Consider the following 22,316-nt stretch of genomic DNA (forward strand, 5'->3'; position numbering starts at 1 on the left):
GCTCGCGAGCGCCACGACGACGCGGCCCGGCGCGGCGAGGGCGGCGCCGATCGCGGCGGCGAAGGCGGAGCCCTCGGCCGCGGGGTCGCGCGCCGCGATGATCCCACGCCCGCAACGCTTCACCGCGAAGCCCGCGTGCGCCGCCGGCCCCTCCGCGCCGGGATCGACGAGCAGGAGACCGTCGGCGGGCATGTAGGCGTCGAGCATCGCCACGATCCGCGCCCGCGAGATCGTCTCGGCCGGCTCGCCCCGCACGCGCTCCGCCGCCGCGCGGCGCTCCGACTGCGCGGCGTTCGCGATCGCGCGGGCCCGTTCCGCCCGGGCCGGCGAGGGCTCGGCGCCGCGCTTCTCGAGCAAGTGGGCCAGCGACTCGATCCCCGAACGCGGATCGCTCCAGAGCGGGACGGAAACCGCCCGCGTCCGCCCGATCGCCTCCGCCCGCGCCTCGAGCGCGACGACCTCGGCGGGAAACCCGAGCAGGTCCGGTGCGTCCGCCGCGAGCTCGTCGAGCGCACCGCCGATGGCGAGCACGACGTCGGCCTCCGCGAGCGCGCGCGCCGCCGCCGAGCCCGGCGCGACGAGGCCGGCGGCGACGTCCGTCGCGCAGGCGACGGCGCCGTTGCCGCCCGCCGTGTGGGCGACGGGCAGCGCGTGGGTCTCGGCGAGGTCCTGCAGCGCCTTGGCGGCGCGCGAGACGTGCACGTCCGGGCCCGCCAGCACGAGCGGGCGCTCGGCGGCGGCGAGCCGCTCGGCCGCCTCGTTCAGCGCCTCGAGGTCGGGGCGTGCGCGCAGGGCGGACGCGGACTCGAAGCGGCCGTGCTCGACGAGATCGGCCGGCTCGAAGGTGGCGACCTCGGACAGCGCGGCGGCGGGGAGGACGAGGGCGACGGGGCCCGGCCGCCCGGTCGTCGCCGCGATGAAGGCGCGGCGCACCAGGGTGGGTATCTCGGCAGCGGCGGCGAGGCGCAGAACCTCCTTGGCGGTCGCGGCGAGCATGCCGGCGCAGACGGCGTCCGGCTCGGGCAGGAGCGCGATCACGGGGGAGCCGGCGTCCCGCGCGGCGCGCAGGCCGCAGGCGAGCTCGCCCGCGTCCGCGCCGCGCGGCAGCATCAGGAGCCCGACGCGCCCCGAGGCCTCGGCATAGGCGTCCGCCGCGAAGGCGGCGGCCCGGGCGTCGACGATGGGCGCGTAGGCGAGGCCGAGCGCGGCGATCGCGCGGTCGAGCGGATCGCGGGAGAGCCCGCCTGGAATGAAGATGGGCCCGGCCCCGTGGGCCTGCAGCATGCGCGCGAGCGCCTCGGCACCGCTCGTCCCCTGCGCGCCGTCCACGTCCATGGTCTCCGGTCCCCGGTCGTTGTCGTCTGCCGTGTCCTGGCCGACAGGTTTGGACCGGGAGGGGCCGGGGTTCAAGAGGCGAGCGGCCGACGGCTCAGCTCGCCAGCTGCGGGCGCACAATCTCCGCCGGCGGGCGCGCGAGGCAGACGCGGTTGCGGCCCGAGCGCTTCGCCGCGTAGAGCGCGGCGTCGGCGGCGCGCATGACCGCATCCTCGCCCGCCTCCGGCGCGCCTTCCGCGACGCCGAAGCTCGCCGAGACGGAGATCCGCTCGCCGGCGACCTCGAAGCTCTGCGCCGCGAGCCGCTCGCGGATTCGCTCGGCGAGCGCCATGGCGCCCTCCTTGCGGGTGGAGGGCAGGAGCAGCACGAACTCCTCGCCGCCGATGCGGCCGATGACGTCCGCGTCCGCGCGCACCGCGGAGCGCAGCAGCTCGGCGACGGCGCCGAGCACGCGGTCGCCGGCGGCGTGACCGTGCACGTCGTTGATGCGCTTGAAATGGTCGATGTCGACGGCGACGATCGAGAACGGGCGCTGGTAGCGCCCCGCGAGCGCGATCTCGCGGCGCAGCGCCGCGTCGAAGCCACGGCGGTTGAGCGCCTGCGTCAGCTCGTCGGTGTGCGACAGCCGGCGCAGCTCCTGCTCGAGCGCGAGGCGCTGCTCGATCTCGGCGGCGAGCTCCTCGCGCGAGCACTCCGCCTCGATCAGCGCGTATTTCAGGTCGGTGACGTCGCAGAACGAGATCACGAAGCCGTCGTCGAGCGGCACGATCGTCACCCGCAGCCAGGTGTCGAGACGCCGGTGCGAGATGTTGATCTCGAAGCGCTCGGTGGCGCGCTCCTCGATCACCCGCACGCAGCGGTCCCAGACGCGCCGCGCGACCAGGCCCGGGAAGAGCGCCTTGAAGGAACCGTGCACGAGCCGCCACACCGGATGCCCGGAATACTCGGACGCCTGCTGGTTCGCCGTGACGATCACCGCGTCGACGACCCGCCCCTGCGGGTCGCGCACGGCGCGCACGCTCATGATGCCGTCCTGAGAGGCCTCGAGCACGGCGGTGAGCAGGTCCTCGCGCGAGAGCCGCGCGGTGACGAAGGTGGCGATGCGGTCGGCACCGCACGGCGCCTTGCACGGCAGGATCAGCTTCTCCCAGGAGCGCACGCGCTGGACCGCGAGGGACTGCAGCACGGCGAGCATCGGCTTGCGCTCCCGCCGCACCCGGTGGAGCAGCTCGCGATAGGCCTGGGCGGAGGGCTCGGGCATCTCCGAGACGAGCCGCCCGGCCATGTCGAGGCCGTAGGTCGCGGTCACCGCGGGGCCGTAGCGCAGGTAGAACCAATCGTCCTCGCCCCATGGCTCGAGCAGCTCGATACCGCTCGCCACCGCCTCGTCGAGGCGCGCGAACAGCGCGTCGACGGGCGCGCGCCCGTCTTCGCCGGCGAGCTCCGCGAAGGCATCGAGGATCGCGCCGGCCTCGGGGGCGGTGGCGTGATCGCGTATGTCGCTCGTATGGACGGTGGGAATCATCGAACCGAATCAGCCCTCGTTGACGGGCACGACCCTAGCCCCGCCCCCCATGCGGCCCCGTGAAGGCGATCCGTCGAATTGTTCCGTTTCGGCGGGTTTTTCGGAGCGATCGCCGCGGACCTGCGGCGACTCCGCGGGCACGGACCTTGCGGCAGCCGCAGCGATCCCACCGTCTCTGTGCCGAAACGGGACGAAACGATGCCGATGCTCGTTAACATCCGCCGCATCGCGGCCATGGCGGCGCTCGGGCTGTCAGGCGTGACGCTCGCGCCGGCAGCCCGCGCCGACGCGCCGGTCACGACGCCGCGCGCCTGCGGCGGCGAGGCCTGGAGCTACGCCATCGTCCTGCCGCGCTCGGCACCGGACGGCCGCTATGCGGTCGGGCCGCAGACCTTCTGCGCCGAGGTGGCGCGCGAGGACCCCTACCCGCTCGGCCCGATCGGCATCGTCATCGACCCCTTCTCGGACCGCGCCGAGCCCGACCCTCGGCCGGTCCCTCCGCTGCGTCGCCCGCGCTTCTGAGGCCGGGCGGGCGTCACCCCGCGAGCGCCGCGTCGACCGCCGCACCGAGCCGGTCGACGATCTCCGTCACGTCGGCGCGGGAAACGATGTAGGGCGGCGCCAGCAGCACGTGGTCGCCCCGCCTGCCGTCGATCGTCCCGCCCATCGGATAGACCATGAGCCCGCGCGCCATCGCCTCGCGCTTGATGCGGGCGTGGAGCCGGCGCGCCGGATCGAAGGGCTCCTTCGTCGCGCCGTCGGCCACGAGCTCGATCGCCTGGAACAGGCCGCGCCCGCGGATGTCCCCGACGTTCGGGTGAACCCCGAACCGCGCCACGAGGTCCTCGCGCAGGGCCGCGCCCATGGCGCGCACGTTCGCGAGGAGCCCGTCGCGCTCGATGATGGTCTGCACGGCGAGCGCGGCGGCACAGGCGACCGCGTGGCCGAGATAGGTGTGGCCGTGCTGGAACAGGCCCGAGCCCGCCTCGAAGGCGCCCACGATCCGCTCGGAGACGAGCGTCGCGCCGATCGGCGCGTAGCCGCCGCCCATGCCCTTCGCGATCGCCATCAGGTCCGGGGCGACGCCCTCCTGCTCGCAGGCGTGCAGCGTCCCCGTGCGGCCCATGCCGCACATCACCTCGTCGAGGATCAGCAGCACGCCGTGACGATCGCAGATCTCCCGCACGCGGGCGAAGTAGCCGGGCGGCGGCTCGAGCGCGCCCGCGGTCGCACCGCCCACCGTCTCGGCGACGAAGCCGATGACGCTCTGCGGGCCGATCCGCACGAGCGTCTCCTCGAGCTCGTCGGCGAGGCGCGCGCCGTAGGCCTCGAGGGTCTCGTCGGCGCGCCGGTCGCGATAGGCGTAGGTGGGGGAGACGTGGTGGGCCTCCACCAGCAGCGGCGCGAACTGGGCGCGACGCCATTCGTTGCCGCCCACCGCGAGCGCACCGAGCGTGTTGCCGTGGTAGGACTGGCGCCGGGCGACGAAGACGCGCCGCTGCGGCTCGCCGGTCTCGACGAAATACTGCCGCGCCATCTTCAGCGCAGCCTCCATCGCCTCCGATCCGCCCGAAACGAAGTACGTATGGGAGAGGCCTTCGGGCGCGCCGGCAACCAGCAGGGCGGCGAGTTCCTCGGCGACCTCGGTGGTGAAGAAGCTCGTGTGGGCGTAGGAGAGCGCGTCGATCTGGCGCTTCATCGCCGCGCCCACCTCGGGATGGCCGTGGCCGAGGCAGGAAACCGCCGCGCCGCCGCTCGCGTCGATGTAGCTGCGCCCGTCGCGGTCGCGGATGGTGATCCCTTCCCCGGCGACGGCGACGGGATAGGTATGCGAGAGCGTCCGGTGCAGGACGCGTGTGGAGGGAGCGGTGTCGAGGGGAGAGATCATGCGCAACGATCCGGCTCGGCCGGCTCCTGATCAACGTGTTTCATCTCGCTAGCATGACGAAACAGATCATTCAACGAGGATCGGCCGTATCATCGTCCAGGTCCCCGTTCCCGCCCTGACGAGACACGTTCCCCCATGGCCGATCCCTCCCCGACGCACCTGCCGAGCGAGCCGCCGACCGCCCGCCGCGCCCCCTCCGAGGCGTCCGTCAGCGGGCGTCTCGCGGGCCTCCTGCGGGACAAGCGCGTGCGGGTGGGCCTGCGGGCGCTCGCGCTCGTCGCGCTGATGGCGCTGCTGTTCCGGCTCGTCGACGGGCGCGAGACGCTCGCGGCGCTCGGGCGTGCCCTGCCGGGGCCGCTCGTGCTCGGCCTCGTCCTCGTCCAGGCGCAGATCGCGCTGTCGGGCGTGCGCTGGCGCATCACCGCCAAGCGGCTCGGCGTGCCGCTGACGCTCGGGACCGCCGTGCGCGAATACTACGTGGCGAGCTTCCTCAACCAGGTCCTGCCCGGCGGCGTCGCCGGCGACGCCATCCGCGCGGTGCGCAACCGCGACCACGACGCCGACGGCTCGCCGCGCTGGCGCCCGGTGGTGCGCTCGGTCGTGCTCGAGCGCGCGGCGGGGCAGGTCGTGTTCTTCGCTGTCGCCGCGACGGGCCTCGCGCTCGCGCCCTTCGCGCTCTCGCGCGCCACGCCCGACGGGATCGGCCTCCTGATCGCGATCCCCTTCGCGGTCGCGGCAGCGATCGCGCTCGCGGTCGTCGCCGCGAGCCGGATCGGGCCCCGCGCGCTGAGGGAGGCGCTCGCCGACCTCGGGCCGGATATCGCCCGCGTGTTCTGGAAGCGTGGGATTTGGCTGCCGCAGGTGGTGCTTTCGCTGTCCATCGTGGCGAGCTACGTCGGCGTCTTCGCGCTGGCCGGCGCGGCGCTGGGAATCGTGCTGCCGGCGCTGGCCTGGATCGCGCTCGCGCCGCTCGTGCTCGCCGCGATGCTCATCCCCGTCTCGATCGGCGGCTGGGGCGTTCGCGAGGGCGCCGCGGCGGCTCTGCTCCCGCTGGCGGGGATCGACGCGTCCCACGCCCTCGCGGTCGCGATCCTGTATGGCCTGACGAGCCTCGCGGGGAGCCTCCCGGGCCTCGCCCTCTTGGGCCTGCGCCGGCGCCGCTGAGCCGGTGCGCGCGATGGAGGTCGCGGATGTCGATGCCGAAGGACCAGGCGAGCGCCGCCAGCGCCACCGCCGCGATCGCCTGGCTCGCGGGCGGCTGGACGACCGGCAGCATCAGCACGATCAGGCTCGCGCCCTGGAGCACGCACACCGCCTTGCGCCGCAGCGACGGCGCGAGCGGCCCCTCGAGCCAGGGCAGGACGCGGCGGGCGACGAGGAAGAGGTAGTAGGTCGCCCCGATCAGGAGGACCCAGGCGCCCGCCTTGTCGAGCCGCCAGGCGGCGACCGAGAGCAGCGTCAGCAGCAGCCCGTCGACCTCGACGTCGAAGCGCGCGCCGAAGCGCGATTCGAGCCGCAGGCGCCGGGCGAAGAATCCGTCGAAGCCGTCGAGCGCGAGCGAGGCGAGCGCGAGCGCCAGGACGACGAGGCCGAGCGGCGTGCCCGGGACGGACAGGCGCTCGACGTCGACGAGCATGCCCGCGAGCAGGCAGTTGATCGCCGCACGCACCAGCGTGACGCCGTTCGCCGCGCCGAAGCGCGCGTGCGGGTGATAGGGACGCACCTGCGCCGCGACGACGGTGGCGACCACCGCGTAGAGCCCCAGCGCGGTCGTCACCGCGGGCGCGGACGGTTCGGCGATCGTCGAGACCGCGGCGCCGAGACCGATGAGCACCGCGAGCCCGCCGGCGAGCGCCCCGAGCGTCCGCGGCAGCGGATCGCCCGCCGGCCCTCGCGTGGCCGACGTCGCTTCACCTTGTCCCATTCGCCCGACCAGGACGTCCATTCCCATTGGCTCCCCGCGTGTACTCGATAGGCGTCTACGCAACGAGATGACGCTTGGTTCAAGGCAATGGTGCGGCGCGGCGCCGCGAGCGCATCGGCGGCGCCCGCCCGAGACGCAGTGAAATTCGTATACCGGATTTGCATTATCGGTGCGCATGCATCATGCTTCGACATTGTTTCCTGGAGACGGACGGGAGCAAGCCATGCATGATCTCGAGAGGGCACGCGTTTCGGAACGCGGAGCGGGTGGGCCGGCAGCGGCGTCCCACGGGTTCTCGGCGGCGTTCGCGGGCGCCGAGATCACGCACACGGCGCGCGCCGTCGCCGACGCGCGCACGACGATCGCGCGGATCACGGCACTGCTCGCGATGATCTCGGGCATCGAGCTCGCCACCGCCCGTCATCTGGCGAGCGTTCTCGCGCAGATCTCCGGGGAACTCGCGGTGATCGCCCGCGAGGCCGACGCGCAGGGGTCGTCGGCGCGGCTGGCGATGATGCTCGCGCGGCTCACGGACGCGATGCAGAAGCTCGGCTGGATCGGGTCGGCGGTCGCGCGCATGCCCAGCGCCGCGAATGCAGGCGCGGCCGCCGCGGGCGAGCTCGCCGGCCTGCAGGCGGAGCTCGCGGCGCTGCTCTCGACGCTCCAGGGCCTGCTCGCGCGACTCGCGAGCCTGCGCTGAGCGGCAGCCGTGCCTAGACGAGCACCGGCTGCGCCACCTGCCGCTCGGTGTGGAACACGCGCCTGTAGCGCTCTACCTCCCCGTGCGGGCCGATCGCCTTCGTCGGGTTGTCGGAGAGCTTCACCGCCGGGCGCCCGTTCACGGACACGACCTTGCAGACGATCGAGATCGGGTCGAGCCGATCGTCCGCGACGAGGCCGCGGAAGTCGTTCGTCAAGAGCGTCCCCCAGCCGAAGCCGAGCCGCATGCGGCCGTTGAAGCGCCTGTGGATGCGGATGATCGGCTCGATGTCGAGCCCGTCGGAGAAGATGGCGAGCTTCTCGCGCGGATTCTGGCCGCGCGCCTCCCACCAGCGGATCGCCTCCTCCCCGCCCTCGATCGGCTCCTTCGAGTCGATGCGGATGCCCGTCCAGGACGCGACCCAGTCGGGGGCGTTCGCCAGGAACTGCGTCGTGCCGTAGGTGTCGGGCAGGATGATGCGCAGGTTGCCGCCGTAATCCTGCATCCAGTCGGCGAGGACGTCGTAGGGCGCGAGCGCCATCGCCTCCTCGCCGTCCTCTGCGGCCAGCGCGGTGTAGACCATCGGCAGCTCGTGGGCGTTCGTTCCCACCGCCTCGACCTCGCGCCGCAGGGCGATGAGGCAGTTCGAGGTGCCCGAGAAGGAGGCGCCGAGCCCTTCGGTCATCGCCTGCACGCACCAGTCCTGCCACAGGAAGCCGTGGCGCCGGCGCGTGCCGAAATCGGCGACCGAGAGGTTCGGCAGCTGCTTCAACGCCTGGATCTTCTCCCACACCCGCGTCATCGCCCGGGCGTAGAGCACCTGGAGCTCGAACTTGCCCATCGAGCGCGTCACCCCCTTCGAGCGCAGCTCGTTGAGGATGGCCAGCGCCGGGATCTCCCACATCGTGGTCTCGATCCACGGCCCCTCGAAGGTGAGGACGTACTGCCCGTCGTGCTTCTCGAGATGGTAGTCCGGGAAGCGGAAGCCCTCGAGCCAGGCGATGAAGTCCGGCGAGAACATCTGCCGCACGCCATAGAACGTGTTGCCGCGCAGCCACGTGGATTCCCCGCGCGTGAGCGAGAGCGAGCGCACGTGATCGAGCTGCTCGCGCAGCTCCCCCTCGTCGACGAGGTCGGCGATGCGCACCGACGTGGTGCGGTTCTGGATGCCGAAGGTGACCCGCACGTCCCGATGCCGACGGAAGATCGTCTGCGCCATCAGGAGCTTGTAGAAGTCGGTGTCGAGCACGGACCGGACGATCGGATCGATCTTCCAGGTGTGATTGTAGACGCGGGTGGCGATGTCGACCATGCGCGAAGAGGCTCCCGGGCACGTGCGCTAGCCGTCGAGACTAGCGGAGCCGCGCGGCGGGCGAAAGGTCGCGCTCGCGCACGCCGCGCAGGGTGCCGCGCGTGCGGGCCATGTTGCGGCAGCCGACGGATATGCTATCTTGAGGACGGAGTGAGGAGGGAGGGTCTCCCCTCCCCCCTCCTTTCGTTACCTGCCTATGGCCAGGCCTATGGCCAGGCGGAAGGCGAGGGTCCATCTCGCCTTCCGCACCACCTGCAGAGTAACGGACACGCGCACGCGCGGCAGAAGCCGCGACATTCGCTCATCCTCCGTACGTCCGAGCGAGGCTCTCGCCCCAAAGGCGTGGGAGCCCGTCTCCGCACGCGGGGCGATGGACCGCCCTGGGCTTTCGCTCGGTCGTGCCGCACGGCGCCGAGGCGCCGATAATCCCCCGGATTGAAACTCAGTCGGCTATCTCACTCTGCATAGCGGACCGCCCTGGGCCGGGCAAGCGGCTGCGCATTCACACGGACCCTGCGGCACTTGAACGGCGAGCCGACGTCTTATATTAGGACCTTCTAACTTACTGAGAGTCGAGGCCCGTCATGCACCGTCCCTTCCTCCCGTCGCCGCCCGTGGCGGCGCTCGCCGTAGCGCTCGCCTTGGCTCTCGCCGCCGCGACGGGCGGAGTCCCCGCCCTCGCCGCGCCGCTCGAGCCGGTCACCGTCGTCGAGACCAAGGCCGTCTACGGCACCGTAGAGGCGCGCCAGCGCGCGCCGGCGCGGGCACGGATCGGCGGCACCCTCGTCGAGCGCGGCGTCGAGGAGGGCGACGTCGTCGCGGCCGGCCAACGGATCGGTCTCGTCGTCGACGAGAAGATCGCGCTTCAGCGCGACGCGCTGGAGGCGCGACTGCGCGCGCTCCAGGCGGAGCTCGACAACGCCCGCACCGAGCTCGGCCGGGCGGAGGAGCTCGTCACGCGCGGCGTCTCCACGCAGCAGCGGGTCGACCAGCTCAGCACGCAGGTCCGCGTCGTCGAGAACCAGATCGCGGCGGCCGAGGCCGAGCGGGCGGTGCTCGACCAGCAGGCGGCGGAGGGCGCGGTCGTGGCGCCGATCGCCGGCCGCATCGTCGCGGCGCCGGCGACGCCGGGCTCCGTCGTCATGCCCGGCGAGACCGTCGTCACCATCGCCGGCGGCGGGCTCTTCTTGCGCCTCTCGCTGCCGGAGCGCCATGCGGACCTGCTCGAGGAGGGCGCCACCGTCTCGATCGCCGGCGAAGGGGCCGCGGATGCGGGCGCGCGCGAGGGCGTCATCGCCAAGGTCTACCCGCAGATCGAGAACGGCCGCGTGCAGGCGGACGTGCAGGTCGATCTCGAGGTCGCCGACATCGGCGGCTTCTTCGTCGGCGCGCGCACGCTCGTTCAGGTGCCGGTGGGCACCCGCGAGACGCTGGCCCTCCCCTTCGACGCCGTCGAGACCCGCGGCGGCGTCGATTTCGTCACCCTCGCGGGCCCGGACGGGCCGCGCGAGGTCGTCGTCCTCCTCGGCGAGCGCCTCCCCGACGGCGCCGTCGAGATCGTGTCCGGCCTGCGTGCCGGTGACGAGGTCGTGCAATGAGTATCAAGCCCCAGACGCTCGGCATCGCGGGCGGCCTCACCCGCGCGTTCATCGGCTCGCCGCTGACACCGCTCCTTCTCCTCGCCTCGCTGGCGCTCGGCCTCGTCGCGCTGGTCACGCTGCCGCGCGAGGAGGAGCCGCAGATCTCCGTGCCGATGGTGGACATCCACCTCCAGGCGGCGGGCCTGCGCGCGGAGGACGCGGTGAAGCTCGTCACCGAGCCGCTCGAGACGATCGTCAAGTCGATCGACGGCGTCGAGCACGTCTATTCCCAGACCATGGACGACGGCGCCATGGTCACGGCCCGCTTCGAGGTCGGCACCGATGCCGATGACGCGATCCTGCGCGTGCACGAGAAGGTGCGCGCCAACATGGACCGCATTCCCATCGGCATCCCCGAGCCGCTCATCGTGGGGCGGGGCATCGACGACGTCGCGATCGTGGTGCTCACGCTGACGCCCGAGCCGGAGGCCGCCGATCGCTTCACGGCGGGCGACCTCACCCGGATCGCGCGCGAGGTGCGCGTCGAGGTGTCGAAGATCGAGGACGTCGGCCTCACCTATCTCGTCGGCGAGCGGCCGGTCGAGATCCGTGTCGCGCCCGATCCCGCGCGGCTGGCCGCGATGGGCGTCACGCTCCAGCAGCTCACCGCCAAGCTCGAGGGCGCGAACCGCGCCTTCCCCGTCGGCCGGGTGCGCGTCGACGGGGACCAGCTCGCCCTCGCCGCCGGCGAGACGCTGTCGAGCCCCGCCGAGATCGGCAACCTCCTCGTCACGACCCGAGACGGCCGCCCCGTCTACGTCCGCGACGTGGCCGACGTCGCATTCGCCTTCGATGCCGCGGAGACGTACGTCTTCGATCTCGCCCGCGACGAGACGGGCGCCCTCGCCGCCGCGCCGGCGGTCTCGCTCGCGGTCGCCAAGCGGCCGGGCGCCAACGCCGTCGAGATCGCCCACGCCGTCATCGACCGGGTCCAGGCCCTCGAGGGCACCCTGATCCCGGAGGGCGTCACCGTCCGCGTCACCCGCGACTACGGCGAGACGGCGAACGAGAAGGCGAACGAGCTGCTCTTCCATCTGGGCCTCGCCACCGTCTCGATCATCCTGCTCGTGGGGCTCGCGATCGGCGTCCGCGAGGCGCTGGTCGTGGCGATCGTCATCCCGGTGACGATCCTGCTCACGCTCTTCGCCGCGAACCTGATGGGGTACACGCTCAACCGCGTGAGCCTGTTCGCGCTGATCTTCGCCATCGGCATCCTCGTCGACGACGCCATCGTCGTCATCGAGAACATCGCCCGCCACTGGGGCATGCGCGACGGGCGCGCCAAGGCGACAGCCGCGATCGACGCGGTGGCGGAGGTGGGCAACCCCACCATCGTGGCGACGCTGACCGTGGTGGCGGCTCTGCTCCCGATGCTGTTCGTGTCGGGGCTGATGGGTCCCTACATGAGTCCCATCCCCGCCGTGGCCTCGGCGGCGATGATCTTCTCGTTCTTCGTCGCAGTGATGGTCACGCCCTGGCTGATGGTGAAGCTCGGCCGCGCGCTTGACGGCGGCCACGACGCGGCGGAACACGGCGCCTCCCACCATGGCGGTGCCTTGGGGCGCGGATACGCCGCGGTCGCCCGGCCGCTGCTGGCGAGCCGCGCCCGGGCGATCGTCTTCCTGGCGCTCGTCGGCATCGTCACCGTCGTATCGCTCGCGCCGTTCTACACCCGCGACGTCACGGTGAAGCTGCTCCCGTTCGACAACAAGTCGACGCTCTCCGTCGTGGTCGACCTGCCCGAGGGCGCGAGCGTGGAGGAGACGAACCGCGTCCTCTCGGCGCTGGCGCACGCGCTCGCCGGCATGGACGAGATCGTCGGCATGCAGACCCATGCCGGGACCGCCGCGCCCTTCGACTTCAATGGTCTCGTGCGCCACACCTACGTCCGCGCCGAGCCGCAGATGGGCGACATCCAGGTCAACCTCACGTCGAAGGAGCATCGCGACCGCGCGAGCCATCCAATCGCGCTCGAGATCCGCGAGCGGCTCGCCGCCGTCGCGGTGCCCGCCGGCACGAGCGTGAAGGTCGTCGAGCCGCCCCCCGGCCCGCCGGTCCTCGCGACCCTGCTGGCGGAGATCTACGGGCCGGACGCCGAGACCCGGCGCGCGGTGGCGGCGCGGGTGCGCGCGGCCTTCGAGGCGGTGCCCTTCGTCGTCGACGTCGACGATTCGTTCGGCGTGCCGCCGGAGCGCGTGCGCCTCGCCCTCGTCGACGACGCGCTCGAGTTCCACGGCGTGGAGCAGCGCGACGTCTTCGACACGATCGGCGCGCTCTTCGGCCGGCAGGTCGTCGGCTACTCGCATCGCGGCGAGGGGCGCGCGCCCATTCCGATCGTGCTGGCGCGGCCCGAGGCCGAGCGGCAGGTGGGGGAGGCCTCGCTGACGACGCCGATCCCGACGAACCTGCTCCCGGGCGACCGCGGCGTGGTCGAGCTCGGCGACGTGGTCGAGGTCGTCACCGAGCGCGCCTCCTTCCCCGTCTTCCGGCGCAACGGGCGCCCGGCCGAGATGGTGATGGCCGAGCTCGCCGGCGACTTCGAGGCCCCGCTCTACGGCATGCTGGCGGTAGAGGCACGCCTCGACGCCATGGACTGGAGCGATCTGCCGAAGCCCACGATCCGCTACGCCGGCCAGCCGCTGGACGACGGCGCCCCCGTGCTGCTCTGGGACGGGGAATGGGAGGTGACCTACGTCACGTTCCGCGACATGGGCGCGGCCTTCGGCGTGGCCCTGCTCGCGATCTACATCCTCGTCGTCGCGCAGTTCGGCTCGTTCAAGGCCCCGCTCGTGGTGCTGACCCCCGTGCCGCTGACGCTCATCGGCATCGTCTTCGGGCACTGGCTGTTCGGCGCGCCCTTCTCGGCCACCTCGATGATCGGCTTCATCGCGCTCGCCGGCATCATCGTCCGCAACTCGATCCTGCTGATCGACTTCATCCGCCACGCCGACCCCGGCGAGCGGACGCTCGTCGACGTGCTGATCGAGGCGGGCGCGGTGCGCTTCAAGCCGATCCTCCTCACCGCGGTGGCGGCGATGATCGGCGCGGGCGTGATCCTGTTCGACCCGATCTTCCAGGGGCTCGCGATCTCGCTGCTCTTCGGGCTGATCTCGTCCACGCTGTTGACGGTGCTCGTCATCCCGGCGATCTACGTCGCGGTGCGCGGCAGGACGGGGCCGACGACGACCGCGCGGGGGTGAGGCATGCCGCACCGCATAGTCTCCACCGCCCGCGCACGTGGGAGGCCCGACATGGCCAAGCGCCGCGCGCCCTGGGCGGACGAGGTCGGGGACACGCTCGTCGTGCGCGTCACGCCCAGGGCGTCCGCGGCGCGGATCACGGCCGAGCGAAGCGCCGACGGCAGCCTCGCTCTGCGCGTCGCCGTCACCGCGGCGCCGGAGGACGGCAAGGCCAACGCCGCGGTCGTGGCGCTCCTCGCCGAGGTGCTCGGCCTGCCACGCTCGGCGCTCGCCATCGTGCGCGGTCAGACCGCGCGGATGAAGACGATTCGCATCGATCGGGGGCCGTGACGGGCCAGCAGGCGCATTCTGCGGCGTCCCGACGCTTCCATGCGGCGGCTCGTGCGTTATCTTGCGCAACGAGCCCGAGGAGGACGAGATGCCCGACGCCGCGAACAAGCCCGACCGCGAGGCGATCATCGACGCCCTGATGGCGCTCGCCGCAGAGCGCCCCTGGGACGACATCGAGATCGGCGACATCGTCGAGACGGCGGACATCTCGCTCGCGCGCTTCCGCGAGGCCTTCCCCTCCAAGGGCGCGGTCCTCGCCGCATTCGCCCGCCGCATCGACGTCGAGGTGCTCGAGGGCACGACCGACGAGCTCGCCGACGAGCCCGCGCGCGAGCGGCTCTTCGACGTCTACATGCGCCGCATCGATGCGCTGACCCCCTACAAGACGGCGCTCCGGCGCATCAACGTCGCGGTGCGCCGCGACCCGCTGACGCTCGCCGCGCTCAACCGCGTGGCGCTCAACTCCCAGCGCTTCATGCTGGTGGCGGCCGGGATCCCGACGGAGGATTCGCTCGGGCCCGTGCGCATCCAGGGCGCGGTGCTCGTCTTCGCCAACGTGATGGAGACCTGGTACGACGACGACAGCGTCGACCTCGCCCGCACCATGGCGCGGCTCGATCGCGAGCTGAAGCGCGGCGAGCGGACGATGGAGCGCATGGGCGACGCCGAGCGCATGCTCGCCCCCGTCCGCGCGCTGGCCGACGCCCTCCTCGACGGCGGCCGACGCCTGCGCCGCGACGGCCTGCGCGGCCGCCGCCGCGGAGCGGAGGTCCCCGGGGAAGACGGCGAGACGCGCGATCCGGCGGCGGCGATCTGAGTGCGTTGCTGTCATGTGTGGACGGTCCCCTTTCCGCAAGGGGTGCTGAAGCGGGATTTGGCGAGATCTGGAGCGGTCATGTGTACGATTTCCGTTGTGCGGTCGTCGCTGACCGCCGGCCGAGATGGGATCCGCGAGCCGAGTTCCGAACACCCCGACGCGTTCGAGCCGCGATGACAGCACGGTATTGTCTCGGCTTGGGGTCCTGACCTGTTTCGCCATCTCTACGCTTCGGCTCCTTGCAGCTCTGGAGCGCTGTGTCCGTGCTCGCCTCAGGCGGGCATCGGAGCGGCGCGGAAGTCGGTGTTCTTGGTCAGCATCGCCCAGACGATGCGGGCGAGCTTGGCGGCGGCGGCGACGATCGCGACCTTCGGCTTGCGTCGCACGAGCAGGGCGTCGAGCCACGAGGTCAGGGGCGAGGACCGCATCGCCGCGGCCGAGCCCGGGCCGCTGCGGGCCGCGCGCCTGCGGGAGGCGACGAGGCTCGCGCCGCCGAGGACGAAGAGGCGCCTGAGCCCGCGATCACCGGCTTTCGTGATCGATCCGGATCGGATCGTGTCGGCGGACGAGGTCTGCTTGGGCGTGAGGCCGAGCCAGGCGGCGAAGCCTCGGGCCGAGCGGAAGCGCTGCGGGTCGGTGACGCCGGTGACGATCGCATGCGCCGTGATCGGCCCGATGCCGGGCACGACCATCAGCCGCCGCGCGGTGGCGTCGGCCTTCGCCTCGGCGGCGATGCGTCGATCGAGCCGCTCGATCTCCTCGTCGAGCGCGGCCCATTGCCTGGCGAGCACCGCCAGCCCCTCGCGCAGGAGCTCGGGAACGGCGATCTCGCCGGCGAGGATAGCCGCGCGCAGGCGCGCCCCGCCGGACGCGCCCTTCGCATCCACGACGCCGAACTCGGCGACGAGGCCGCGGATCGCGTGCATCGCCTGGCTGCGCTGACGCACCATGAGGTCGCGCACCCGGTGGAGACCGCGCCCGGCCTGCTGGGCCTCGGTCTTGATCGGCACGAAGCGCATGGTCGGGCGCGTCGCCGCCTCGCAGATCGCCGCGGCGTCGCGCGCGTCGGTCTTGTTGCGCATGACGTAGGGCTTCACGTATTGCAGCGGCATCATCCGCACCTCGTGCCCGAGCCCGGTCAGCACCCGAGCCCAGTGGTGCGCCGAGCCGCACGCCTCCAAGCCGACGGTCGTGGACGGCAGGCGTCGGAAGAAGCCCTCGACCTGCTGGCGCTTGAGCCTGCGCTGCACGACCACGGCGCCGCTCGCGTCGACGCCGTGCGCCTGGAAGATCGACTTGGCCAGGTCGAGGCCGATCGTGGTAGCGTTCATCTGGACGGTCTCCTCAGCTGATGCTTTCGACGCTCCAGCTTGGCACGAACGATGCCGTCGGGGACCGTCCACCCCAACACCCCGGGGCGTGAAGCGGGCCCGGGGCCGAGATCCGCAGGTGTTCCGCTCGGCGTGCGCGGGAAGGCGCTCGTCCCGCGACGCCGATGAAGGCCTTCCCGTCACGGCGTGTGCACGCCGCTCATCCGAGCTTCGGAGTTTCTGGGTCCCGGACTGCCTTCGGCATCCGGGATGACGACCCCCTGTCCCGATCCCATGCACCACACGCAAGCCTCCTCTTGCGGCGGCGCTTCCGAATCGTGACAATGCCGCGCGAATGGGCAGCCGTTTTCCCCGCGCCGACGGCCGGCGGCGGCCGCCGGAGGGCGTGGCGTTGGATTGGGACAAGATCAGGATCTTCTTCACCGTCGCGGAGGCGGGGTCGTTCACGCGGGCCGGGGAGGATCTCGGGCTGAGCCAGTCCGCGGTGAGCCGCCAGATCAGCGCGCTCGAGCGCGACCTGCGCGCGCCCCTGTTCCACCGCCATGCGCGCGGGCTCCTGCTCACGGAGCAGGGCGACCTGCTCTTCCGCGCCGCGCGCGACATGAAGATGCGCCTCGAGACCACCCGCGCGCGCCTCACCGACACCGCCGAGCGCCCCTCGGGCGATCTCAAGGTGACGACGACGGTCGGCCTCGGCTCGCTGTGGCTCACCCAGCGCCTGCCGGAATTCTTCGACCTCTACCCGGACATCCGCGTGGAGCTCATCCTCTCCAACGAGGAGCTCGATCTCGCCATGCGCGAGGCGGACGTCGCCATCCGCCTGCGCCAGCCCACCCAGCCGGACCTGATCCAGCGCCGGCTCTTCACCGTGCATTTCCACATCTACGCCTCGACGAGCTACATCAAGCAGTTCGGCGAGCCCAAGACGCTGGCGGATCTCGATTCGCATCGGCTCCTCGCCTTCGGCGGCGACCAGCCTTCCTACCTGCTCGCGGTGCACTGGCTCTCCACCGCCGGGCGCGACGTGCGCAACCCGCGGCCCTATCACTGCGTGATCAACAACATCTCCGGCCTGAAGACCGCCGTGGAGAGCGGCGCCGGCATCGCCGTGCTGCCGGACTACGTGGCCGACCAGAACAACGGGCTGGAGCAGATCCTGCGCGACGTAGAGATGCCCTCGCTCGATTCGTACCTCGTCTATGCGGAGGAGATGCGCCAGGTCGCGCGCGTGCAGGTGTTCCGCGACTTCCTCGTCTCGAAGGCGCAGCGCTGGGCCTACTGATGCCCCGCGAGACGTGCGGAACCTACCGAAGGACAACCCTTGGAACAGGAGCGTTGCACCTTGCGGGCGGGTTGCGCCCATCTGCCGCGGGAGACATGCAACGGATGCAAGGGTGTGTCTCATCGGTGTGCATTGCAAAAAGGCACCGTGCCCTCCATATCGGCAGTGGCTGAAGGTGATGGAGCCGCTAGTCCTCCCGGCGGTGTTCCATTTCGGCCGTTCCCCTCTGGAGGGTTTCGACACTCCCAGTCGAAGCTCGACAAACTTCACGGCCGCTTCCGCATGTCGGAAGCGGCCTTTTTTCTTTCGGGCGTGTCACCGCCCCGGCGTGGGGCCGACCATCTCCTTCAACGCGGCGTCCGCCTCGGCGTAGGTCGCGTACGGCCCCCCGACGATCGCATCCCCGGCGACGATGTAGAAGCCCGCAGGGCGCCCGGGCTCGGCTTCGAGCGAAACGACGGTCATGACGAGGATCCCTCCGTGGATCCCCATCATGAACGCCACCGTGGCGAGCCACCAACGAAACGGCGAACCTCTCCAACTCACATGTAGAGCGGCTCGTCCTCCAGGCCGGCATAGAGCCCCGCCACCCACTCGCCGTAGCCGTTGAAGAGCTGCGTGGGAAATTCCTCGTCCGTGCCGAGCATCTTCTCCCGCGCCTGGCTCCAGCGGCGGTGCGGCACGTCCGGGTTCACGTTGGCCCAGAAGCCGTATTCCTGAGGCGCGAGCTCCTCCCAGAACGACACCGGACGCTCGTCCGTGAAGGTCACGCGCACGATCGACTTGATCGACTTGAACCCGTACTTCCAGGGCAGAGCGAGGCGCAGCGGCGCGCCGAACTGGTTCGCCAGCGGCTTGCCGTAGATGCCCGTGACGAGGAAGGCGAGCTCGTTCGTGGCCTCCTCGATCGTCACGCCCTCGACATAAGGCCACGGATACCAGCTCTGCCGCTGGCCGGAGGCGACGTCGGGATTCGTGAAGGTCTCGAACCGCACGTAGCGTGCCGAGGACAGCGGGCGTGCCATCGCGACGAGGTCGGCCAGCGGAAAGCCCGTCCAAGGCACCGCCATCGCCCAGGTCTCGACGCAGCGCAGCCGGTAGAGCCGCTCCTCGAGCGTCATCGCGCGGATCAGGTCGTCGATCGCGAGCGTCCGCTCCTGCTCCACCATGCCGTCGACGACGACGGTCCAGGGCCGCGTCGGCAGCGCCTGCGCGGCAGCGGCGACGCGCTTGGAGGACCCGAACTCGTAGAAGTTGTTGTAGTTCGCGGCGATCGATTCCTCGGTCACCGGCCGATCGAGCACGAAGCCGTCGTTGCGGGCGGCGGGGTAGAGATCGACGGTCGGGTCGCCGGCCTGCGCGCGGGCGAGGCGCGGCAGGGCCGCCGCGCCGATCAGCCCGGCGCCGCCGAGCATCAGGCTGCGCCGGCTGAGCCAGACCCGCTCCGGCGTCGCCGCGCTCTCGGGCAGCTCCCATCCGCGGGGTCGCTTGATCAACATGAGGCGTCTCCTCTCTCGCTCGGCGGCACGGTCGGCTCTAACCCCCGCGCGGGCAAGTCAAAGCTTCGCGAGGGACCGCGCAGGCACGCGCATACGGCCGACACATCGGCACGCCTTTCACTTCGCACGCGGGACGCGCTAGGTTTCGCGACCTCTCGCCGCAGGAACGCACCCGTGCCCCACAGCCCACCCGCCCCGTTCCGCCTCGCCGAGCGGCTGCGTGCTGGATCCACCGTCCTCTCGGCCTGGTGCGCCCTGCCGGAGCCGGTGATCGCGCAGCTGCTGGCGCAGGAGGCGTTCGAGGCGATCACGCTCGACATGCAGCACGGGCTCGTGGAATTCGCCGACGCCGCGCGCACGATCCCGCTCGTCGCCGCGCGCGGCAAGCCCACGCTCGTGCGCGTACCCGTCGGCGCCTTCGCCACCGCCTCGCGCCTGCTCGACGCCGGCGCGGCGGGAATCATCGCGCCGATGATCGGCTCGGTCGCGGACGCGCGCGCCCTCGTCGCGCACACGAAGTATCCACCCGTCGGCAGCCGGTCCTGGGGTCCCTCGACGGCGCTCGCGCTGACCGGGCTCGACACGCCGGGCTACTTCGCCCGCGCCAATGCGGAGACGCTCGTCTTCGCCATGATCGAGACACGCGCCGCGCTCGAGGCGATCGACGAGATCCTCGCGGTCGAGGGGCTCGACGGCGTCTTCATCGGCCCCGCCGACCTCTCGGTCGCGCTCTCGGACGGTGCCGGCGTCGCCCCCGCGTCGGCGGCGGTCGACACGGCGCTCGACCACGCGCTGGCGCGCACCCGAGCCGCCGGCAAGCGCATCGGCATCTACGCCTACGACGCCGCCCGCGCCGTCGCGTTCAAGCACAAGGGCTTCGACCTCGTGGCGACGGCGTCGGACGCCGCCTTCCTGGCGGCGGGAGCGCGGGCGCTGCTGGCGATGCTGGAAGGTTGACAGTCGACGTGCATGAAGGCCGCCGCCGGTCTCCCCCCCTCTCCCTCGTGGCGAGGGGAGTTCCCGATCGCCCGTCCCAGACGGCGCGGCTCGTCCAGTCGCGCCTGTGCATCGCGCCATCGCGGCGCTTGCGTTAACGCGGCGGCTTCGCCAATCTGCGCTCCCTGCTTTCCGCGCCAGCACCGCCGTCGGCGGCGTGCGGGCCATTGCCGACAATCGGGTTTCGCCATGAAGGTCACCGTCGAGCGCGCCTCCCTGCTGAAGGCGCTGGGTCACGTCCATCGCGTCGTCGAGCGGCGCTCGACGATCCCGATCCTCTCGAACGTGCTCGTGCGTGCGGACGGCGAGGGTCTCGGCCTCAAGGCGACGGACCTGGACATCGAGGTGACCGAGACGATCCGCGCCGACGTCACCCAACCGGGCGCAACCACGGTGCCGGCGCATGTCATCTACGACATCGTCCGCAAGCTGCCCGACGGCGCGCAGGTCTCTCTCGAGGCGACCGGCGAGGCCGGGCAGATGGTGCTGCGCTCGGGCCGCTCGAAGTTCACGCTCCAGACGCTGCCGGAGACCGACTTCCCCGATCTGGCCGCCGGCGAGATGAGCGTCTCCTTCGCGGTGAAGCCGGGGGACCTGCGCAAGCTCGTCGAGAAGACGCAGTTCGCGATCTCCACCGAGGAGACGCGCTACTACCTCAACGGCATCTACTTCCACGCCATCGAGAGCGAGGGCGAGACCGTGCTGCGCGCGGTCGCCACCGACGGGCACCGCCTCGCCCGTGCCCAGATGCCCGCACCCGAGGGTGCCGCGGGCATGCCCGGCGTGATCGTGCCGCGCAAGGCGGTCGCGGAGATCCTCAAGCTCGTCGAGGAGGGCGGCGAGCTCATCCGCGTCGAGCTGTCGCCGGCGAAGATCCGGGTGACGTTCGATTCGGTGGTGCTGACCTCGAAGCTCATCGACGGCACCTTCCCGGACTACCAGCGCGTGATCCCGTCGGGCAACGACAAGTCCCTCATCGTCGACCGCGAGCAGTTCGCGAAGGCGGTGGACCGTGTCTCCACCATTTCGTCCGAGCGCGGCCGGGCGGTGAAGCTCGCCATCGCCGACGGGCGGGTGACGCTGTCGGTCAACAACCCGGATTCCGGGTCGGCCACGGAGGAGGTCGAGGTCGAGTACGAGGCGAGCCCGCTCGACATCGGCTTCAACGCCCGCTACCTCCTCGACATCACGAGCCAGCTCGACGGCGACACGGCGCTCTTCAAGCTCGCCGATCCCGGCTCGCCGACGCTGATCCAGGACAAGGAGGGCGCGCCGGCGCTCTACGTGCTGATGCCGATGCGCGTGTGAGGGCACGCCCCCCGCTCCGCGGCGCGGGCGGCGCCGGAGCGAGACGAGCATGACCGACGAGCCGGGAGCCGGCCCGCGCGTGGCGCGGCTCCTCCTGCAGGATTTCCGTTCCTGGGCGACGCTCGACCTGGCGCCGCGATCCGCCGTCGTGGCGCTCGTCGGCGAGAACGGCGCAGGCAAGACCAACCTGATCGAGGCGATCTCGCTGTTCGCGCCGGGCCGCGGCCTGCGGCGCGCGGACTTCGCCGCCATGGCCCGCCACGGCACCGCCGGCTTCACCGTATCCGTCACGCTGGAGAGCGCGTTCGGCACGCATCGGCTCGGAACCGGGACGACCAGCGCCGGCGAGGGCCGCACCCGCGTCTGCCGGATCGACGGCGCGCCGGCCTCTTCCCCCGCCGCCTTCGGCGAGCACGTGCGGCTCGTCTGGCTCACGCCCGATCTCGACGCGCTCTTCCGCGGCCCGGCGGGCGACCGGCGGCGATTCCTCGACCGGCTGGTGCTCGCGGTCGACGCCGAGCACGGCGCGCGGGTCTCGGCACTGGAGCGGGCGCTGCGCACCCGCAACCGGCTGCTCGAGGAGCACGGCGAGCCGCGCTGGCTCGACGCCGTCGAGCGCGAGGCGGCGGAGCTCGGCGTCGCGGTGGCAGCGGCGAGGCGCGAGACCGTGGGGCGGCTCGACGGCCTCGTCGCCGAGACGCAGGACCCCACCTCGCCCTTCCCCTTCGCCCGGCTCGGCCTCGAGGGCGAGATCGACGATCTCGTCGCCGCGCTCCCCGCGGTCGACGCGGAGGACCGCTATCGCGCGATGCTGCGCGAGGGGCGCGGGCGCGATCGTGCGGCGGGGCGCACGCTCGTCGGCCCGCAGGCGAGCGACCTCGCGGTGCGCCACGGCCCCAAGGACATCCCCGCGCACCTCGCCTCCACCGGTGAGCAGAAGGCGCTCCTCGTCGGGCTCGTGCTCGCGCACGCGCGTCTCGTCGCGACGATGACGGGCATCGCGCCCCTCGTCCTCCTCGACGAGGTCGCCGCCCATCTCGACCCGCGCCGGCGCGCGGCTCTCTACGACGCGCTCCTGCGGCTCGGCGGGCAGGTGTGGCTCACCGGCGCCGACAGGAGCCTCTTCGACGAGCTCGCGAACCGAGCGGACATCGTCGCCGTTGGTGAGGGCCGGGCGACGCCGCTCGGCGCCCGAGCGACCCATCTTCCCTAGACACTCCCGGTCCATC

At 72.0% G+C, this 22,316-nt stretch carries 18 protein-coding genes and 1 pseudogene; 11 read left to right on the top strand and 8 right to left on the bottom strand.

Features of this window, described 5'->3' with window-relative positions:
• Together ACTZWW_RS11150 and ACTZWW_RS11155 are read right to left on the bottom strand one after the other, a co-directional pair.
• A partial coding sequence (locus ACTZWW_RS11150; protein ID WP_444781031.1) for a thiamine pyrophosphate-binding protein occupies window positions 1-1,335 on the bottom strand: 1,335 nt, incomplete at its 3' end.
• Between the two features lie 94 nt (window positions 1,336-1,429).
• Window positions 1,430-2,860, bottom strand: coding sequence for a GGDEF domain-containing protein (locus tag ACTZWW_RS11155; protein WP_444781032.1), 1,431 nt, complete (start codon window positions 2,858-2,860; stop codon window positions 1,430-1,432).
• Window positions 2,861-3,058: 198 nt separating this feature from the next.
• Between ACTZWW_RS11155 and ACTZWW_RS11160 the strand changes: the two genes are divergently transcribed.
• Complete coding sequence (locus ACTZWW_RS11160; RefSeq protein ID WP_444781033.1) at window positions 3,059-3,382, top strand: hypothetical protein; 324 nt, start codon at window positions 3,059-3,061, stop codon at window positions 3,380-3,382.
• A 13-nt stretch (window positions 3,383-3,395) separates the two neighbouring features.
• Here the strand turns inward: ACTZWW_RS11160 and ACTZWW_RS11165 are convergent, their stop codons facing one another.
• Window positions 3,396-4,748, bottom strand: a complete 1,353-nt coding sequence (locus tag ACTZWW_RS11165; RefSeq protein WP_444781034.1) for an aspartate aminotransferase family protein — start codon at window positions 4,746-4,748, stop codon at window positions 3,396-3,398.
• A 135-nt stretch (window positions 4,749-4,883) separates the two neighbouring features.
• On the opposite strand from ACTZWW_RS11165, the gene ACTZWW_RS11170 reads away from it, so the two are divergent.
• Window positions 4,884-5,912 carry a lysylphosphatidylglycerol synthase transmembrane domain-containing protein gene (locus ACTZWW_RS11170; RefSeq protein WP_444781035.1) on the top strand — a complete coding sequence of 343 codons (1,029 nt, stop codon included), beginning with the start codon at window positions 4,884-4,886 and terminating at the stop codon, window positions 5,910-5,912.
• Window positions 5,913-5,973: 61 nt separating this feature from the next.
• Here the strand turns inward: ACTZWW_RS11170 and ACTZWW_RS11175 are convergent.
• Window positions 5,974-6,699 (bottom strand): annotated as a pseudogene (locus tag ACTZWW_RS11175) (CDP-alcohol phosphatidyltransferase family protein); the annotation flags it as partial.
• Window positions 6,700-6,895: 196 nt separating this feature from the next.
• Between ACTZWW_RS11175 and ACTZWW_RS11180 the strand changes: the two are divergent.
• Window positions 6,896-7,372 carry a hypothetical protein gene (locus ACTZWW_RS11180; protein ID WP_444781036.1) on the top strand — a complete coding sequence of 159 codons (477 nt, stop codon included), beginning with the start codon at window positions 6,896-6,898 and terminating at the stop codon, window positions 7,370-7,372.
• A 13-nt stretch (window positions 7,373-7,385) separates the two neighbouring features.
• Here ACTZWW_RS11180 and pncB read toward each other — a convergent pair whose 3' ends face one another.
• A complete protein-coding gene (gene pncB, locus ACTZWW_RS11185; protein ID WP_444781037.1) occupies window positions 7,386-8,684 on the bottom strand; it encodes a nicotinate phosphoribosyltransferase in 1,299 nt (432 codons plus the stop codon).
• A 584-nt stretch (window positions 8,685-9,268) separates the two neighbouring features.
• Between pncB and ACTZWW_RS11190 the strand changes: the two genes are divergently transcribed.
• From ACTZWW_RS11190 to ACTZWW_RS11205, 4 genes are all read left to right on the top strand, one after another.
• On the top strand, window positions 9,269-10,282 hold the full coding sequence (locus ACTZWW_RS11190; RefSeq protein ID WP_444781038.1) for an efflux RND transporter periplasmic adaptor subunit: 1,014 nt from the start codon (window positions 9,269-9,271) through the stop codon (window positions 10,280-10,282).
• A complete protein-coding gene (locus ACTZWW_RS11195; protein WP_444781039.1) occupies window positions 10,279-13,524 on the top strand; it encodes an efflux RND transporter permease subunit in 3,246 nt (1,081 codons plus the stop codon). The genes ACTZWW_RS11190 and ACTZWW_RS11195 overlap by 4 nt, the downstream gene beginning before the upstream one ends.
• 51 nt (window positions 13,525-13,575) lie before the next feature.
• Window positions 13,576-13,854, top strand: a complete 279-nt coding sequence (locus ACTZWW_RS11200) for a DUF167 domain-containing protein (protein WP_444781040.1) — start codon at window positions 13,576-13,578, stop codon at window positions 13,852-13,854.
• A gap of 88 nt (window positions 13,855-13,942) precedes the next feature.
• Window positions 13,943-14,671 (top strand): TetR/AcrR family transcriptional regulator, encoded by a 729-nt coding sequence (locus ACTZWW_RS11205; RefSeq protein ID WP_444781041.1) that lies wholly within the window; start codon window positions 13,943-13,945, stop codon window positions 14,669-14,671.
• 272 nt (window positions 14,672-14,943) lie between these two features.
• Here the strand turns inward: ACTZWW_RS11205 and ACTZWW_RS11210 are convergent, their stop codons facing one another.
• Entirely contained in the window at window positions 14,944-16,002 is a 1,059-nt protein-coding gene (locus ACTZWW_RS11210; protein ID WP_444781042.1) for an IS110 family RNA-guided transposase, read from the bottom strand.
• Between the two features lie 391 nt (window positions 16,003-16,393).
• On the opposite strand from ACTZWW_RS11210, the gene ACTZWW_RS11215 reads away from it, so the two are divergent.
• Entirely contained in the window at window positions 16,394-17,284 is an 891-nt protein-coding gene (locus tag ACTZWW_RS11215; RefSeq protein WP_372422293.1) for a LysR family transcriptional regulator, read from the top strand.
• 315 nt (window positions 17,285-17,599) lie between these two features.
• On the opposite strand, the gene ACTZWW_RS11220 is transcribed toward ACTZWW_RS11215, so the two are convergent.
• Both ACTZWW_RS11220 and msrP read right to left on the bottom strand, forming a co-directional pair.
• Window positions 17,600-17,749 carry a hypothetical protein gene (locus ACTZWW_RS11220; protein WP_444781043.1) on the bottom strand — a complete coding sequence of 50 codons (150 nt, stop codon included), beginning with the start codon at window positions 17,747-17,749 and terminating at the stop codon, window positions 17,600-17,602.
• Between the two features lie 77 nt (window positions 17,750-17,826).
• Entirely contained in the window at window positions 17,827-18,783 is a 957-nt protein-coding gene (gene msrP, locus ACTZWW_RS11225; RefSeq protein ID WP_444781044.1) for a protein-methionine-sulfoxide reductase catalytic subunit MsrP, read from the bottom strand.
• A 174-nt stretch (window positions 18,784-18,957) separates the two neighbouring features.
• On the opposite strand from msrP, the gene ACTZWW_RS11230 reads away from it, so the two are divergent.
• From ACTZWW_RS11230 to recF, 3 genes are all read left to right on the top strand, one after another.
• Entirely contained in the window at window positions 18,958-19,740 is a 783-nt protein-coding gene (locus ACTZWW_RS11230) for an HpcH/HpaI aldolase family protein (protein ID WP_444781045.1), read from the top strand.
• Window positions 19,741-19,968: 228 nt separating this feature from the next.
• Window positions 19,969-21,087: a DNA polymerase III subunit beta gene (dnaN, locus tag ACTZWW_RS11235; protein WP_444781046.1), complete on the top strand. Its 1,119-nt coding sequence runs from the start codon at window positions 19,969-19,971 to the stop codon at window positions 21,085-21,087.
• A gap of 49 nt (window positions 21,088-21,136) precedes the next feature.
• Window positions 21,137-22,300, top strand: coding sequence for a DNA replication/repair protein RecF (recF, locus tag ACTZWW_RS11240; RefSeq protein WP_444781047.1), 1,164 nt, complete (start codon window positions 21,137-21,139; stop codon window positions 22,298-22,300).
• Window positions 22,301-22,316: the final 16 nt, after the last annotated feature.

It is taken from the genome of Salinarimonas sp. NSM (genome assembly GCF_052380005.1).
Classification (GTDB): Bacteria; Pseudomonadota; Alphaproteobacteria; order Rhizobiales; family Beijerinckiaceae; genus Salinarimonas.

What these genes read in the sequence shown, in the direction of transcription:
- ACTZWW_RS11190 (WP_444781038.1), top strand. Translation starts at nt 9,269, where the DNA reads ATGCACCGTCCCTTCCTCCCGTCGCCGCCCGTGGCGGCGCTCGCCGTA.
- ACTZWW_RS11200 (WP_444781040.1), top strand. Translation starts at nt 13,576, where the DNA reads ATGGCCAAGCGCCGCGCGCCCTGGGCGGACGAGGTCGGGGACACGCTC.
- pncB (WP_444781037.1), bottom strand. Translation starts at nt 8,684, where the DNA reads ATGGTCGACATCGCCACCCGCGTCTACAATCACACCTGGAAGATCGAT.
- msrP (WP_444781044.1), bottom strand. Translation starts at nt 18,783, where the DNA reads ATGTTGATCAAGCGACCCCGCGGATGGGAGCTGCCCGAGAGCGCGGCG.
- ACTZWW_RS11160 (WP_444781033.1), top strand. Translation starts at nt 3,059, where the DNA reads ATGCCGATGCTCGTTAACATCCGCCGCATCGCGGCCATGGCGGCGCTC.
- ACTZWW_RS11165 (WP_444781034.1), bottom strand. Translation starts at nt 4,748, where the DNA reads ATGATCTCTCCCCTCGACACCGCTCCCTCCACACGCGTCCTGCACCGG.
- ACTZWW_RS11155 (WP_444781032.1), bottom strand. Translation starts at nt 2,860, where the DNA reads ATGATTCCCACCGTCCATACGAGCGACATACGCGATCACGCCACCGCC.
- ACTZWW_RS11195 (WP_444781039.1), top strand. Translation starts at nt 10,279, where the DNA reads ATGAGTATCAAGCCCCAGACGCTCGGCATCGCGGGCGGCCTCACCCGC.
- recF (WP_444781047.1), top strand. Translation starts at nt 21,137, where the DNA reads ATGACCGACGAGCCGGGAGCCGGCCCGCGCGTGGCGCGGCTCCTCCTG.
- ACTZWW_RS11180 (WP_444781036.1), top strand. Translation starts at nt 6,896, where the DNA reads ATGCATGATCTCGAGAGGGCACGCGTTTCGGAACGCGGAGCGGGTGGG.
- ACTZWW_RS11210 (WP_444781042.1), bottom strand. Translation starts at nt 16,002, where the DNA reads ATGAACGCTACCACGATCGGCCTCGACCTGGCCAAGTCGATCTTCCAG.
- ACTZWW_RS11205 (WP_444781041.1), top strand. Translation starts at nt 13,943, where the DNA reads ATGCCCGACGCCGCGAACAAGCCCGACCGCGAGGCGATCATCGACGCC.
- ACTZWW_RS11220 (WP_444781043.1), bottom strand. Translation starts at nt 17,749, where the DNA reads ATGACCGTCGTTTCGCTCGAAGCCGAGCCCGGGCGCCCTGCGGGCTTC.
- dnaN (WP_444781046.1), top strand. Translation starts at nt 19,969, where the DNA reads ATGAAGGTCACCGTCGAGCGCGCCTCCCTGCTGAAGGCGCTGGGTCAC.
- ACTZWW_RS11170 (WP_444781035.1), top strand. Translation starts at nt 4,884, where the DNA reads ATGGCCGATCCCTCCCCGACGCACCTGCCGAGCGAGCCGCCGACCGCC.